The organism is Pseudomonas sp. S2_A02, assembly GCF_054668495.1.
This window is the reverse complement of sequence record NZ_CP162776.1, coordinates 5339353-5353416: the sequence shown is the minus strand read 5'-3', so window position 1 is coordinate 5353416 and position 14064 is coordinate 5339353. Positions and strand designations below refer to the sequence as shown.

Annotated in this window: 14 protein-coding genes; 9 read left to right on the top strand and 5 right to left on the bottom strand. The window is 57.8% G+C overall.

The genetic code is table 11. The features are described from left to right. Nucleotides 1-117: 117 nt before the first annotated feature. Both AB4O41_RS24460 and AB4O41_RS24455 read right to left on the bottom strand, forming a co-directional pair. Complete coding sequence (locus tag AB4O41_RS24460) at nucleotides 118-741, bottom strand: glutathione S-transferase family protein (protein ID WP_460145006.1); 624 nt, start codon at nucleotides 739-741, stop codon at nucleotides 118-120. A gap of 43 nt (nucleotides 742-784) precedes the next feature. Further along, entirely contained in the window at nucleotides 785-1444 is a 660-nt protein-coding gene (locus tag AB4O41_RS24455; RefSeq protein WP_460145005.1) for a transglutaminase-like domain-containing protein, read from the bottom strand. 247 nt (nucleotides 1445-1691) lie between these two features. On the opposite strand from AB4O41_RS24455, the gene AB4O41_RS24450 reads away from it, so the two are divergent. Further along, nucleotides 1692-4139, top strand: a complete 2448-nt coding sequence (locus AB4O41_RS24450; RefSeq protein WP_460145004.1) for an acyl-CoA dehydrogenase — start codon at nucleotides 1692-1694, stop codon at nucleotides 4137-4139. Nucleotides 4140-4245: 106 nt separating this feature from the next. Further along, a complete protein-coding gene (locus tag AB4O41_RS24445) occupies nucleotides 4246-4653 on the top strand; it encodes a PA2817 family protein (RefSeq protein ID WP_008012462.1) in 408 nt (135 codons plus the stop codon). Nucleotides 4654-4780: 127 nt separating this feature from the next. On the opposite strand, the gene AB4O41_RS24440 is transcribed toward AB4O41_RS24445, so the two are convergent. Further along, nucleotides 4781-5761, bottom strand: a complete 981-nt coding sequence (locus AB4O41_RS24440) for a LysR family transcriptional regulator (protein WP_460145003.1) — start codon at nucleotides 5759-5761, stop codon at nucleotides 4781-4783. A gap of 90 nt (nucleotides 5762-5851) precedes the next feature. Between AB4O41_RS24440 and AB4O41_RS24435 the strand changes: the two genes are divergently transcribed. The 3 genes from AB4O41_RS24435 to AB4O41_RS24425 all read left to right on the top strand — a co-directional run bounded on the left by AB4O41_RS24435 (nucleotide 5852) and on the right by AB4O41_RS24425 (nucleotide 7978). Beyond that, on the top strand, nucleotides 5852-6478 hold the full coding sequence (locus tag AB4O41_RS24435; RefSeq protein WP_460145002.1) for an alanyl-tRNA editing protein: 627 nt from the start codon (nucleotides 5852-5854) through the stop codon (nucleotides 6476-6478). 89 nt (nucleotides 6479-6567) lie between these two features. Then, nucleotides 6568-7338: a 2OG-Fe(II) oxygenase gene (locus tag AB4O41_RS24430; RefSeq protein ID WP_305446515.1), complete on the top strand. Its 771-nt coding sequence runs from the start codon at nucleotides 6568-6570 to the stop codon at nucleotides 7336-7338. Between the two features lies 1 nt (nucleotide 7339). Further along, nucleotides 7340-7978, top strand: a complete 639-nt coding sequence (locus AB4O41_RS24425; RefSeq protein ID WP_460145001.1) for a LysE family translocator — start codon at nucleotides 7340-7342, stop codon at nucleotides 7976-7978. A gap of 67 nt (nucleotides 7979-8045) precedes the next feature. Here the strand turns inward: AB4O41_RS24425 and AB4O41_RS24420 are convergent, their stop codons facing one another. Beyond that, nucleotides 8046-9287 carry an OprD family porin gene (locus AB4O41_RS24420; RefSeq protein ID WP_460145000.1) on the bottom strand — a complete coding sequence of 414 codons (1242 nt, stop codon included), beginning with the start codon at nucleotides 9285-9287 and terminating at the stop codon, nucleotides 8046-8048. A 119-nt stretch (nucleotides 9288-9406) separates the two neighbouring features. Then, nucleotides 9407-10690: an MFS transporter gene (locus tag AB4O41_RS24415; RefSeq protein ID WP_460144999.1), complete on the bottom strand. Its 1284-nt coding sequence runs from the start codon at nucleotides 10688-10690 to the stop codon at nucleotides 9407-9409. A gap of 275 nt (nucleotides 10691-10965) precedes the next feature. Here AB4O41_RS24415 and AB4O41_RS24410 point away from each other — a divergent pair, with 275 nt between their 5' ends. The 4 genes from AB4O41_RS24410 (at nucleotide 10966) to AB4O41_RS24395 (ending at nucleotide 14064) form a co-directional block, all read left to right on the top strand. After that, complete coding sequence (locus tag AB4O41_RS24410) at nucleotides 10966-11913, top strand: LysR family transcriptional regulator (protein WP_460144998.1); 948 nt, start codon at nucleotides 10966-10968, stop codon at nucleotides 11911-11913. 91 nt (nucleotides 11914-12004) lie between these two features. Further along, nucleotides 12005-12808: a putative hydro-lyase gene (locus tag AB4O41_RS24405; protein ID WP_460144997.1), complete on the top strand. Its 804-nt coding sequence runs from the start codon at nucleotides 12005-12007 to the stop codon at nucleotides 12806-12808. Nucleotides 12809-12890: 82 nt separating this feature from the next. Beyond that, nucleotides 12891-13448: a hypothetical protein gene (locus AB4O41_RS24400; protein ID WP_460144996.1), complete on the top strand. Its 558-nt coding sequence runs from the start codon at nucleotides 12891-12893 to the stop codon at nucleotides 13446-13448. A 370-nt stretch (nucleotides 13449-13818) separates the two neighbouring features. Further along, the gene (locus AB4O41_RS24395) at nucleotides 13819-14064 is read left to right on the top strand and encodes a hypothetical protein (protein ID WP_460144995.1); all 246 of its coding nucleotides are present in this window, start codon (nucleotides 13819-13821) and stop codon (nucleotides 14062-14064) included.

Genomic DNA, 14064 nt, shown 5'->3' with positions numbered 1-14064 from the left:
AAGAAGGGAAGAAAGGAATAAATAAGGGCGGGCGGCGAGCAATGCAACCGCGGCGCATGAGCGCAATGGTGCTTGTCGCTGCCGCACAAGTACAGTCAAGCGTGTCGATAGTGAGTATTAAGTCAACGCGGTCATGACCGCCTTCTGATAGGCCGAACGCTGTTTCAATCGCGCATACCAGGCTTGGAGATGAGGCTGCGGTGCACGCTCGATCGGCATCTCGAACCAGGCATAAATGAAACTGCCCAGGGGAATGTCGCCCATGCCGATCTCGTCGCCGGACAGGTACGAATTGGCCGCCAACGCTTGATCGGCCATCGACAGCAGACTGTCGCACTCCTTGATCGCGGCCTTGATGGCCGGCCAGTCCTGCTGGTCTGCCGGGGTGCGCAATACGCCCCAGAACACCGTGCGGAACGGGGTGGCAAAACTTGAGGTGGTCCAGTCCATCCACTTTTCGGCAGAGGCACGGGCCTGCAGGTCTGTCGGGTACCAGGCAGTACCACTGGCATGCCGGGCCATCAGATAACGGACGATGGTGTTGGATTCCCACAGCACAAAACCGTCGTCTTCAATCACCGGCACACGGCCGTTGGGATTCATCGCGCGGTACTCAGGCGTGTCGACCACGCCAAAGGCCCCGCCGGCGTCGATGGCTTCATAGGCCAGGCCCAGTTCTTCGGCGGCCCATAACGGCTTCCTGACATTCGACGAATTTTTCCGACCCCAGATCTTCAGCATGACCGCCCCTTTTTGGATGAATGCGCAGGCAGCATACGCCGGATCAGGCGCGACTCAAATCGCTCTGCATGTCACCCAGCAGCACGGGCAGTTGCTCGCTGAACAGATGCGGATAGCACTTTTCCAGGTGTGCGAAAAAGAACGCTTCAGGCACATCGGTGAACTGGCCGTGATCGATCAGGTACTCCATCAATTGCTCACCGTCACGGTTGAAGGGGTGGAACACGCTGTCGTTGATCCCATCGAACTCCAGCGGCGCGACATTGAACAGTTCACAGAGTTGTTGATTGAACGCTGGGGTGGCTTTGACCCAACGATCGTTCAGATATAACTCGGTGTAGCCGTGCATGGCGAACACATCACTTTTGAGCAACTCGAGCAGACGCGGCGTCGACAGGTGATTGCGCACATCTGCCAGACCGATACGCGCCGGGATCCCGCAATGCCGGGCTGCACCGGCCAGCAGCGTGGCCTTGGGCACGCAATAACTCTCCCCCGCCGCCAGCGCATAGCTGCCGCGCAAGGTTTCTGGATCGCGACTGAAGGTGTAAGGGTTGTAGCGCACGGCCTCACGCACCGCGTAATAGAGATTGATCGCCTGTTCCAGTGGATCGCGTCCGGCACCACGATGTTTTTCGGCGAACTCCACCACCGAGGGATGGTCACTGTCGATGAAGCGGCCGGGGCTCAGACATGCGTGCATGGGAACAATCTCCTGGGGAAGCCACGAGTCTAGCGACACCTTCAGCACAGAGATAACGACGTATCGGCCAAATATCAGCGTTTGCCGCCCTGTCGACAAACGCGCTTAACCGTCCGCCCTCGAAATAACTCACAAGTTTCAACCGTTGCTTCCTACAAACTCAGACCTATCGGTCTGCCCCCCACTTTTATGGATGCCGTCTAAGCTCTGAAAGTGGTTTTGCCCCTGGCTTCATGGAGAATTGAATATGTTGCTGTTGTGGATACTGGTTCTGGTGGTCGGGATTGCCTACCTGGCACATCGCCGCACTGCGCCTCTGCCCGCCTTGGGCATCATTGCGGCCTATCTGCTGGCAATGGGCATCTTCAGCCATGCCCCCGTCTGGCTCATGCTGATTTTCTGGGTGATGCTCGCAGTCGTGACCGCTTTCCTGTTGCTGCCGGATCTGCGCCGAAAACTCTTCACGGCGCCAATATTCGGCTGGTTTCAAAAAAACCTGCCGCCGATGTCGCAAACCGAACGTGAAGCCATTGAAGCTGGCACGGTCTGGTGGGACGGCGAGTTATTCAACGGCCGCCCGGACTGGAACAAGCTGCTGGCCTATCCAAAAGCGCAACTGAGCGAAGAGGAACAAGCCTTCATCGATGGCCCGACCGAAGAGCTCTGCGCAATGGTCAGCGATTGGCAGATCAGCCAGTTGATGGATCTGCCGCCCAAGGCTTGGGATCACATTAAACAACATGGCTTTTTTGCCCTGATCATCCCCAAAGAGTACGGTGGCAAAGGCTTCTCGGCCTATGCCCACTCCCAAGTGGCGATGAAACTGGCCACCCGCAGCGGCGACCTGGCCTCGACCGTCATGGTGCCCAATTCCCTCGGCCCGGCGGAACTGCTGCTGCATTACGGCACCGACGAACAACGCAATCATTACCTGCCACGGCTGGCACGCGGCGACGATATTCCCTGCTTTGCCCTGACGGGTCCAATGGCGGGCTCCAACGTCGGCGGGATGACCGACACCGGGGTGATCTGCAAAGGTGAATGGGAAGGCAAGGAAACCCTCGGCCTGCGTCTGAACTGGGAAAAACGCTACATCACCCTCGGCCCGGTGGCGACCTTGATCGGCCTGGCGTTCAAGGCCTATGACCCGGACCATCTGCTGGGCGACAAAGTCGACCTGGGGATCAGCCTCGCCTTGATTCCAACCCAGACCCCCGGTGTAGAAATCGGTCGCCGTCACCTGCCGCTGGGCGCCTCATTCATGAACGGCCCGAACTCCGGCAAGGATGTGTTCATACCGCTGGAATTCATCATTGGCGGTCAGGAGATGCTCGGTGAAGGCTGGATGATGCTGATGAATTGCCTGTCAGTCGGGCGTTCCATTTCACTGCCTGCCATCGGTACCGCTGCGGGTAAGTTCACCAGTCTGGTGACGGGCCAATACGCGCAGGTTCGCGAACAATTCAACGCACCGCTGTCAGCCTTCGAAGGGATTCAGGAAGCACTGGCACGGATCGCCGGCAGTACCTGGCTGATGGACAGCGCACGGATGCTCACCGCCAACGCGGTCGACCTCGGCGAAAAGCCATCAGTACCCTCGGCGATAATCAAATACCACCTCTCCGAACGCGGCCGCGAATGCATCAGCCACGCCATGGATGTTCACGGCGGCAGGGCCATCATCATGGGCCCGAACAACTACCTGGCGCGTAGCTGGCAAGGTGCACCCATTTCCGTCACGGTCGAAGGCGCGAACATCCTGACACGCAACTTGATGATCTTCGGCCAGGGCGCTATTCGCTGTCATCCGTTCGTGCTCAAGGAAATGGCCCTCGCCCACCGCGAAGACAAACAACAGGCACTGGTCGAGTTCGATGCACTGCTGATCGACCACATTGGTTTTGCCGTGTGCAACGCCGCCAGTACCCTGGTGCTGAACCTCGGCCTCGGGCATTTCGAACACATGCCCGGGGACAAGCTCAGCCAAGGCTACTTCCGCGCCCTCAACCGTCAGGCCGCGGCATTTGCCCTGCTTGCAGACCTGAGCATGATGCTGCTGGGCGGTGATTTGAAACGTCGCGAACGGCTGTCCGCACGTCTGGGCGATGTACTCAGTTACCTGTATCTGGCCTCCGGCGCACTCAAGCGTTATCACGATCTCGATTCACCCGAGCATATGCACCCGCTGTTCACCTGGGCCATGGAGGAGAGCCTCGGTCAGTCCGAACGTGCGCTGGACGAACTGCTGACCAACTTCCCGAACAAGGTGCTTGGATGCTTGCTGCGGGTGATGGTGTTTCCGTTCGGTCGTCGCCACAGAGGCCCGTCGGACAGACTGGCGTCCAACGTCGCAGCCGTCATCGGCCGCGCCAAGGGCGATCCAACGCTTGAAGAGTTACTGGGCGGCTGCTATCGCCCGCAATCACCAGAAGACTCGGTCGGCGCCCTGCAGCACGCTTGCGATTTGCTGAACGCCGCCAAGCCGCTACAGAAAAAACTCAATACGGCGCTGAAAAGTCGCCAGGTCAAACCCACTCTCGGAGAGTCTGTCATCGATACCGCCCTGGAGGCTGGCGTCTTGCAACCGGTTGAAGCCCAGACCTTGCGCGAGGCAGAAGTGGCACGACGCAAGGTGATCGATGTCGATGATTTCGACCCAAAGGAGCTGGTATTGGCCAAAGGCAAGGTTCGCTGATCCAGCGGACCCTGTGTCTTGCATGGGACTCTTTACCTCTATCATGGGAAAAGGGGCGCAAGAGCTTTATACTCTGGCGCCCGTTTTGCTCTTGAGGACTTATCTCGTGTCCAACGTCGTTGCCGATCATCTCGTCTTGCTCGACCACCTGCGCAGCATCCTGGTCGCCGTAGGTGAGGCCGAACAGGTTCCCGAAGAAAGCCATGCCTTGTTCCTGGAGCGCTTCGACGAACTGCTGGCATCACTGCCGATCGAGCCGATCGAAAGCCAGTACCTGGGCCAGGACATCCTGACGCAGGTCATTTCCCGCTATCCGCAAATCGCCCACCTGATTCCACGGGATCTGCTGTGGTACTTCGCCGGCGACTGCCTGCACTACCTGTCCGACGAAGAAATCGACTTGTACCAGGCGCTGGAAGAACGCCGCTTCGAAGCCGAACAGAACGACGAACCGTTCGACTGGAATCAGGAAAAACAGCTACTGGCGATGTCGAACCAGGACAGCAAGCACTGATCCCACAGTCAGTAATACAAAAGGCCCGCATGGTTGAACATGCGGGCCTTTTTTTGTTCGGCAGCTCCTACAGGGTGTACGCCATCTCAATGGAGCTGCCGAAGGCTGCGATCTTTTGATCTTAACCTCAAAGCAACCCATCACTCTCGGGCAACTCATACTCCGCCGCGACCTTGCCCGGCCTGCTCAAGGTTGGCTCCTTCTCCAGGCATTCCACCAGATAGTCGATAAGCACCCGTAACTTGGGCGGTAGATAGCGGGTTGGCGAATGCAGCAGCCAGGCGCCTCCATGGTAGGAGGCCAGAAAAGTCCAGTCCGGCAGTACCTGCACGATCAGCCCTTGTTCCAGCGCATAACGGGCGGTGAAGTACGGCAGGCTGCCGATTCCGATGTGTTGCAATACCGCGCCCAGTCGCACGCCCGTGTGATTGGCGGCATAACGTCCGCGTACGCCGACGGTCACGGCTTTGCTGCCTTTCTTGAATTTCCAGCGTGCATCGCTCGGGGTTTCGCCCAGATAGATGCAGCTGTGGTTAAGCAAATCATGGGGATGAGTCGGGGTGCCGTGTTCGGCCAGGTACTGCGGCGTTGCGCAGAGCAAATGATCGATGGTCAGCAACTGCCGCCCCACTAGCCCTGCAGGCGGTCGGTCGGTAATACGGATCGCCAGATCGACGTTGTCGTCGATCAAATCCACCTGACGGTCCTCGAGCAACAACTCCACATTCACTTTGGGATAGCGCCGCAGAAATTCCGGCATGTGCGGATGAATCACGAATCGCCCGACGGCCTTGGGCACGCTGACGCGCACCAGCCCTTCCGCTTCATGGGTGTACTGACCGCTGATTTCCATCACCGACTTCGCTGCGCTGACCATCTCCTGGCAACGCTTGAACACCTCTTCGCCACCGTCGCTCAGGCGCAGCTTACGCGTGGTTCGTTGCAGCAGCCGCGTGGCGAGCGCCTTCTCCAGCCGCGAAATGCTGCGACTCACCGCCGAGGGTGAAGAGCCCAATTGACGCGCCGCTTCGGAGAAACTGCCAGTCTCGACAACCTTGACGAAAATCGCCATTTCACCGAGCAGCGGCAGGGGAAGATTTATGCTCACAGCGCAACAGTCCTTTGATGATTGAACGGATTATCACGCAATTCCACGATTCATATAATAAAAATAGAAACTTTAATAAGAGCATGGAATATGACGCTTCGCCTCTTCTTCCATAGTGATGAGCTCAAGGCCAACGTGGAAGTCCTGGAATGCGCACCTCAGGAGAACGAATTCGCTGTGGTACTGCGCGCCACACTGTTTCATCCCCAAGGCGGCGGGCAACCCTGGGATACCGGCTGGATTGGCGAAAGCCAGGTGCTGCGCGTGGTTCAGGACCCGGACCGGATAATCCACTTCGTCGACCATCCGGTAAAACTCGGCATGATCCAGATTCGGGTCGACGAGCAACGACGCCAGTTCAACACGCGCATGCATTCGGCGGGTCACCTGATTGGTCACTTCGTCCAGGCGATGGGCTGGATGCCGATCAAGGCTCATCACTGGCCGGATGAAGGACGTGTCCAGTTCAAGCCGGCTGAAAGTGCGCAGGAGGTCGATGCGCAGACGATTCAACACGGCATCAAGCAATGGATCGCCCATGACCTGCCGCGCCTGACGTCGTTGCGTGAAGGCGCCCGGGAAATCGGTTTCGGTGAACTGCCCGCCTACGGCTGCGGCGGCACCCATGTACGGAGCCTGAAGGATTTGGGCACGGTCACGATCGCTTCCCTTTCACAAAAAAAGGGAACGCTGTCAGTCCACTACAACGTGGAATGAGCATTTGGGCGATGGCCCCGCCATCGCCTGACGCCTGGGGAGCCTGCGTTCGCGGGTTCTGTTGACTATCGATAGATGGACCTAAAGACATGATGCTTGACGTCGAGCGTCTCGATGAGACGTGCATACAAAAACTGGCCAACGAAGAAGTCCTCGCCATCCGCGTCAAAGGCTTGTTGCCTGGGCCGCTGGCGATTCAGATCGGCGACAAGATCCTCGCCCCCGGCTTCGAAGGCTACATCAACGCGCCGAGCATCGGACGCATTGGCATGGCGTTTTATGAAGCGGAAAACCAGCCGCTGCTGATCGAGGATTACTTCGAGCGCGCCACCAGCAATATCGCCGAATTGCGCAGCCGTTGTGCGCCCTACTCCTCTCCTGTCGATACGTTGCGCTGCATGCTCGACGAGTCCTGGCCGGCGGGAGCGCATCTGGAAAATCTCTATGGCCGCAAGATGTATGTGGGGCTATCCCGGGTCGTGAAACCCGGGGTGTGCTTCCTCGCCCATCACGACATTTTCGCCAAGGATGCCCCCGACAGCTTCCAGGCCAAAAGCCTGGAAGCGCAGTTCGCCTGCAATGTTTACCTGAACATGCCGACCGAGGGCGGCGCGTTGCAGATGTGGGATCACGACATTTCCCCGGACCAGTTCGACGAAATGCGCGGCGACAGTTACGGCATCGACCCGGCCTTGCTCGGCCCTCCGACCCTGGAGATTCGTCCTGAGCCAGGTGATTTCATCATGTTCAATTCGCGCTGCATGCACTCGGTGACCCCGGGTGTGGACGATCCGCGATTGAGCCTTTCCTTCTTTGTCGGCTATCGCGGCAATGCTTCACCCCTGACTTTCTGGAGCTGAGATGTTTTCGAATTACCTGGGCGAGTTTCTGGCGCTGGCAACGATCCACTTTCTGGCCGTGGTTGCTCCCGGACCGGACTTCGCCGTGACCATTCGCCAAAGCGTGCGTTTCGGCCGCTTAGTGGGGATTTGCACGGCGCTGGGCATCGGCGCGGGCATTTCCGTGCATGTGCTTTACACCTTGCTCGGCGTCGGCGCGCTGATGCATACCACGCCCTGGTTGTTGACGGTGGCCAAGGTTGTAGGGGGCGCCTACATTTTGTACCTCGGCGTGAGCTTGATACGCAGCAAACCCAAATCGGTAATTGAAGGCGACAAGGGGGCAGAAGCGTCAGCTGAACGACAGACCTTGTTCAAGGCCTTCAGCACGGGGTTTCTGACCAACGCCACCAACCCCAAGGCCACGCTGTTTTTCCTGGCGATCTTCACGACCATCATCAGCGCCACGACGCCGCTGCAGATTCAGGCACTGTACGGGCTGTGGATGTGTTTCGTGAATGCCTTGTGGTTCGTGATCGTGGCGCTGTTTTTTTCCAGCGCGCGGGTGCGATTGCTGTTCATGCGCATGGGGCACTGGTTCGAACGAACCATGGGGGTGATCCTGATTTTGTTCGCGGGCCGGTTGATTCTCTCGATGTAAAACAAACGGCCCGCTCAGCTTGACTGGCGGGCCGTCGATATCATTTCCTGTTCGATAACCGAGACACTTACCAAAGCGCCAGGGTATAGCTGACGATCAAGCGATTCTCGTCCAGATCATTGCCAAAATTCGAACGCACCGACGCGTTGCGCCATTTAAAGCCCAGGCCTTTCAAAGTACCGTCCTGCACCACGTAAGCGATATCGGTGTCGCGCTCCCACTCCTTGCCTTCACCCGCAGCACTGCGCTGCACGTTATCCCCCGAGATGTAGCGGGTCATAAAGCTCAACCCCGGCACACCCAATGCGGCGAAGTTATAGTCATAGCGCGTTTGCCAGGAGCGTTCGTCAACGTTGGCGAAGTCATTGATCTGCACGAAGTTGACCAGGTACGGATCACTGCGTCCGATGTACGGAAACGGATCGTCGCCGCTCATGCGCTGGTAGCCGAAGCCCAGCGCGTGGCCGCCGAGACTGTAGGTAAACATCGCACCGAGAGCCTGGTTGTCGAGGTCACGAAAGTTGCCATCTTCGATGCTGCGCGCATAGCGCACATCGCTCTTGAGCGACTGACCGGCTCCCAGATCCAACAGGTGCACCAATCCAAGGTAGTTTTGCTGGTAGATATTTTCCAGTTTGCCGTAGCGGTACTGCGCTGTCAGGTTCGGCAAGAATTGATAGTCAGCCCCGGCGAACTGGAACTTGTCGCTTTGCCCGCCGATGCGATTGGCCGTCATGTCCTGGTAGTCAGTGGAATCAACGAAGTTGATTTGCGTGAGTTGACCTGCCGTGAGCTTCAAACGGTCGACTTCCTGCACATTGACCAGGCCGCCCTTGAAAGTTGACGGCAACAGGCGAGTGTCGTTGGAGTTCACCACCGGATCCTTGATCTGCAAAGTCCCGAGCTTCAGGGTGCTCTTGGACAAACGCACTTTGGCGGTCAGGCCAAACTCGCCATAGCGATCTTGCGAGCCGCCCGACAAATCCGGCGGCAAGAGATTGGTGCCCGCCGTGCCGCCGCCGGAGTCCAGTTTAAAACCGGCCATGCCCAGCGCATCCAGACCAAACCCCAGCGTGCCAGCGGTATACCCGGACTCCATCCGCAACAGAAAGCCCTGTGCCCATTCCTCGGCTTTGTCTCGCGAGCCGTCCTGGCGGAAATCGCGATTGAAGTAAAAGTTGCGTGCTTCCAGGCTGCCTTTACTGTCGGCAATGAAATCCGCCTGAGCGGCCGGTGCGCCGAGCAAGCTCAAGCCGAGCAATGTGCCGACCGGGAGGTACAACCGTTGGGTGGAAAGCGAATTGTTCATGCCTGCTCCTGTTACGGACGCGAGCGAGCCCTCTCGGGGGCGTTGCGATCGCGGCCGATGTTTGTCGATTAGCAATGGATCAGCGACGTCTGAGCAGAGCTGCCCAGACGTGTCGGGGTTCAGGATTCGAGTTGCCGACCGCGGGTTTCCGGCAGGCTTAACGCGGCCAGAATCACCACGCCATAAGCACCGGCAGCGAAGATTCCGATCCCCGTACCAATCGGCAACGTTTCGCTCAGCGCACCGATGAACAACGGAAACAGCGCCGCAATGGAACGCCCGGCGTTATAGCAAAAGCCCTGACCCGAACCGCGCATGCGAGTCGGAAACAACTCGGTCAGAAAAGCGCCCATGCCAGCAAAAATGCCCGAGGCGAAAAACCCCAACGGAAAGCCCAGCCAGAGCATCCAGGTGTTGTCGATGGGCAGTTGGGTGTAGGCCAGAACGATCGCCATGGAGCCGACGGCAAACAGGATGAAGTTCTTCTTCCGGCCAATGGCATCGGTCAGCAATGCGCTGGTCACATAGCCGATGTAGGAGCCGAGGATCACCATCGCCAGATAGCCGCCAGTGCCGAGTACACTCAAGCCGCGCTCGGTTTTCAGGTAAGTCGGCAACCACGTGGTGATCGCGTAATAACCGCCCAGCGCGCCAGTGGTCAGCAACGAAGCGCGCAAGGTGGTACTGAGCATCCGGGGCGCGAAAATTTCGAAGAAGGCCCAACGCGAATCCTTTTCAGGCTTGGCCTTGCGCTCAATGCAGGCCTGCTCGAAGGTGTCCGACTCTTTGACCAGTCGGCGGATCACCAATACAAATAGCGCTGGCACCAACCCGATCATGAACAACGCCCGCCAGGCCTCTTCCGGCGGCAGAAAGCTGAATAATCCGGCATAGAGCAATGCCGTAAGCCCCCACCCCAGCGCCCATCCGGCCTGCACCATGCCCACTGCCTTGCCGCGATCCTGGGAGCGAATCACCTCGCCGATCAGCACCGCACCCGCTGTCCATTCACCGCCGAAACCAAAGCCCATCAAAGTCCGGGCCACCAGCAGTTGCTCGTAGTTCTGTGCCAGTCCGCAGAGGAAAGTGAAGAAGGCGAACCACAGCACCGTCAGTTGCAAGGTGCGCACCCGACCGATGCGGTCGGACAGTATTCCGGCGATCCAGCCACCCGCCGCCGAGGCCAGCAGCGTACAAGTGCCAATCATCCCGGCATCGCCCTTGGAAATACCCCACGTGGCGATCAGGGTCGGAATGACGAAACTCAGCATCTGTGTGTCCATGCCATCCAGGGCATAGCCGATCTTGCAACTCCAGAAGGTACGCTTTTCATTTTTCGACAGGGGGCCGTACCAACTGAACGGGCCGGTGCGGCCCGAACCTGAAAGCACGTGGTCAGTCATGGTCTTTTCCATGGGAGTTCCTGCGGCAGCAAGCGAAGATGACGGACACGCCTCATTATTTTTTTGTGAAGGCGTTGTCGTGGGGGGCAGACGCAGTGGCTGCGTCGTGGAGCGGATTCTTCGCGCCAAGGCCAAACTGCGTCAAACGGGAAAAAAACGAGGTTATACATAAGAAAATTTGATACCCCCGGCGACGAACTCTGGAGTAACAATTACTGCACCCCCACCACGGTTCTCTGTGGAAAAACAGTGAACGCCCCACCACGAGAACCGCCATGAACCTCAAATTTCTCGAAACCTTCGTCTGGGTCGCACGCCTGCAAAGCTTCAGCCTTACCGCCGAGAAAATGTTCAGCACTCAGGCGGCTATCTCCAGCCGGATTGCCTCGCTGGAAGAAGAGTTGGGCCTGCGTTTGTTCGTGCGTGATTCGCGCGGCGTGTCGCTAACGCTCGAAGGTCTCAAGGTGCTCGACTACGCTGAGCAGATGCTCGAGGTTCAGCGAGCGTTGAAACACTCACTGGATAACACCAACCCGCAACAGGGCCTGGTGCGCATCGGTGTGATGGATACGGTGATCCACACCTGGCTCAGCCCGTTGATGTCGACCTTGATGCAGACCTTCCCCGCCGTGGAAATCGAGATTACGGCCGACGCCGCACGTAATCTGTGCGATCAGTTGCAAAAGGGCTATCTGGACATCGTGTTCCAGACGGACCTGATCCGCCACGAAAGTGTGCGCAACCTCGAACTGGCGCACTACCCCATGCACTGGATCGCCGCCAGTAACTCAATCTATGCCCGCCCCTATGCCTCACTGGCCGAAATGGCCAGTGAGCGCATCATCACCTTCGTTAAAAACTCCCGGCCGCATCAGGATGTACTCAACCTGCTGCACGCCCACGGCATCAGTACACCACGCGTCAGTTGCGTCAACTCGGTGTCGGCCATGACCCGGCTGATTCGTGATGGCTTCGGTATTGGCGCCTTGCCGGCCGCGCTGGTGGCCAAGCCCTTGGCCAGCGGCGAGCTGATTCAGCTGGAACCAGGCACTCGCTTGCCGCAGCTGGATGTCGTGGCTTCATGGCGCGCCGGCGTCGGCCTGGAGTTGATCGAGAGCATCGTCGATATGAGCCGCCAGGTGGTCTCCCAATACGCCGCGGATGTCGGCCCGCTTCGAATGGTTCCGGCACCCGGTCTCAGCAACCGACGGACTCTTGAATAACTTTTTGTTGTCCCGGGGTAACAACATTCCTGGTTGGACGCCATCGTCATGGTTTTCTAAAAAGGCTCATCGAACCTGAAGAGATGCCGTGATGAGCCAAACCACCCTGTCTTTCGAACAACTGAAGCACAGCGTTCCACTGGCTCTGCGCCAATGCATCGCTGCCGGACAATATCAGGGCCACACCAGCGGCCTGGCTCAAGGTCGGGTGCAAGCCAATATCGTGATTCTGCCCAATGATTGGGCTAACGAATTTCTCCGGTATTGCACGCTCAATCGGCAGGCTTGCCCGGTGCTCGACGTTACCGAACCGGGTGATCCGTATTTTCGCAATCTCGGCACCGCCATTGATATCCGCCATGAGGTGTCCCGATACAGGGTCTATCGCCATGGCGAACTGAGCGAAGAACCATCGGATATCGGGCATGTGTGGCAGGACGATCTGGTGGCCTTCGCCATCGGTTGCTCGTTCTCCTTCGAACAACCGCTGCTGGACGCCGGCATCGCCCTCAGGCACATCGATCTGGGGCGCAATGTCGCCATGTACCGAACGAACATAGACACCCGCCCTACCGCACGCCTGAGCGGCAAGCTGGTGGTGAGCATGCGCCCGATGAAGGCCGCCGCGGCGATCCAGGCGATCCAGATCACCGCACGCATGCCCAACGTCCACGGCGCGCCTGTGCATATCGGTGATCCGGCGCTGATCGGCATCGATTCACTCAGCAGTCCGGACTACGGCGATGCCGTGCCAGTCGAAGCCGACGAAATCCCGGTATTCTGGGCCTGCGGTGTGACCCCGCAATCGGTGGTGCAAACTTCACGTCCGCCACTGTGCATCACCCACGCCCCCGGCTGCATGCTGGTAACGGATGTTTTGAACAGCGCTTTGTAAATGAGTGCGGACTCGCGTGAAATAGTAATGTGAGCCTTGGATTGGACTGTTTTCAACCTGATATGGATGCCATGGATAAGCAATGAACACTGCTCAACAATCGATTCAACAGTACATAAAAGGCAAGGACGGTAACCGCCCCCATTTGTTGCGCCAGGCCTTTGCGCCAGACGCGATCCTGGACATGGTCGTGCACACCGGATCTATCTCGTTTCCACCCCACGTTGAAGGCCTTGGACCTATTGGCGATGTGCTGGTCAGGCGATTCGGCCAGACCTTCGAAAACGTCTATACCTTTTGCCTGGGACTCCCACCGGAACCAGAGGCCAAAACATTCCAGTGCAAATGGCTGGTCGGCATGTCCGACAAGAGCTGCGGCGAAATCCGGGTCGGTTGCGGTCTGTATGAGTGGCAGTTCAGCCCCGCGTCGGGGCTTGTCGAGAGGCTTACTATCACCATTGAGCACATGAAAACCCTGCCAGCGACTGATCTGCACTGCATCATGGAGTGGGTATCGCACCTGGACTACCCATGGTGCAGTTCGCAAGCGTTAGTGAAGAATGCTCCTGACATAGACACGCTTGAAGAGGTGATCCAGTACCTTGCGGCCAATACTCCAACCTGCACTTCGCAGGTGTAGAGCTACACAATCAGTCGCCAGATGCCGTTGTTACTATTGGTCTGCATTCGAGAACTACAAAACGGCACACCTGAAAACGCCACTCAATGAGTGGCGTTTTTGTGAAATATGCAGCGCAAAACCCCAAGAAAAACTCGCGGGACCGTGGAGCACCCCTTATTTCATCAGCATCCAGCGCAATACCAATGATTGCGTGGCCTGACCGTGGCTTTCAGAAAAAAACCAGCATCTGTATCGAAAGTTTTCGTTCAAAGCGTGGCGCTTTGCCTTGGTTGAACTACCTTTCAAACAAGAAGAAGACATAACGGTTCGAAATGCCACGTTAGGTTCAGCGATCAGATAGCGGAATGGCAAAAGGAGTTACCTCACTATGGTCCTGGCAAGCATTTTCCGGCTCTTTGCTTTGATTGCCGGTTGCTTTTTAGGGGAGTCAGGTCGGCGCAAAGTGCCGTCTTTAGCTGCTATTGCTTTCGAGCCCGAGCCTATCGTTCGGCTCGACAGTTCAGGTATCTGGATCACTAAAAACCGTTTTAGCGAAGGTCGCTCGTTGTTCCGTCAGAACAGCGTATTGCAGTTGCTTGCATGTAGCGCCAAGGAATATTGCCGGGGCCATTAA

What these genes read in the sequence shown, in the direction of transcription:
- AB4O41_RS24410 (WP_460144998.1), top strand. Translation starts at nt 10,966, where the DNA reads ATGAACCTCAAATTTCTCGAAACCTTCGTCTGGGTCGCACGCCTGCAA.
- AB4O41_RS24455 (WP_460145005.1), bottom strand. Translation starts at nt 1,444, where the DNA reads ATGCACGCATGTCTGAGCCCCGGCCGCTTCATCGACAGTGACCATCCC.
- AB4O41_RS24450 (WP_460145004.1), top strand. Translation starts at nt 1,692, where the DNA reads ATGTTGCTGTTGTGGATACTGGTTCTGGTGGTCGGGATTGCCTACCTG.
- AB4O41_RS24435 (WP_460145002.1), top strand. Translation starts at nt 5,852, where the DNA reads ATGACGCTTCGCCTCTTCTTCCATAGTGATGAGCTCAAGGCCAACGTG.
- AB4O41_RS24425 (WP_460145001.1), top strand. Translation starts at nt 7,340, where the DNA reads ATGTTTTCGAATTACCTGGGCGAGTTTCTGGCGCTGGCAACGATCCAC.
- AB4O41_RS24405 (WP_460144997.1), top strand. Translation starts at nt 12,005, where the DNA reads ATGAGCCAAACCACCCTGTCTTTCGAACAACTGAAGCACAGCGTTCCA.
- AB4O41_RS24430 (WP_305446515.1), top strand. Translation starts at nt 6,568, where the DNA reads ATGATGCTTGACGTCGAGCGTCTCGATGAGACGTGCATACAAAAACTG.
- AB4O41_RS24420 (WP_460145000.1), bottom strand. Translation starts at nt 9,287, where the DNA reads ATGAACAATTCGCTTTCCACCCAACGGTTGTACCTCCCGGTCGGCACA.
- AB4O41_RS24395 (WP_460144995.1), top strand. Translation starts at nt 13,819, where the DNA reads ATGGTCCTGGCAAGCATTTTCCGGCTCTTTGCTTTGATTGCCGGTTGC.
- AB4O41_RS24400 (WP_460144996.1), top strand. Translation starts at nt 12,891, where the DNA reads ATGAACACTGCTCAACAATCGATTCAACAGTACATAAAAGGCAAGGAC.
- AB4O41_RS24460 (WP_460145006.1), bottom strand. Translation starts at nt 741, where the DNA reads ATGCTGAAGATCTGGGGTCGGAAAAATTCGTCGAATGTCAGGAAGCCG.
- AB4O41_RS24415 (WP_460144999.1), bottom strand. Translation starts at nt 10,690, where the DNA reads ATGACTGACCACGTGCTTTCAGGTTCGGGCCGCACCGGCCCGTTCAGT.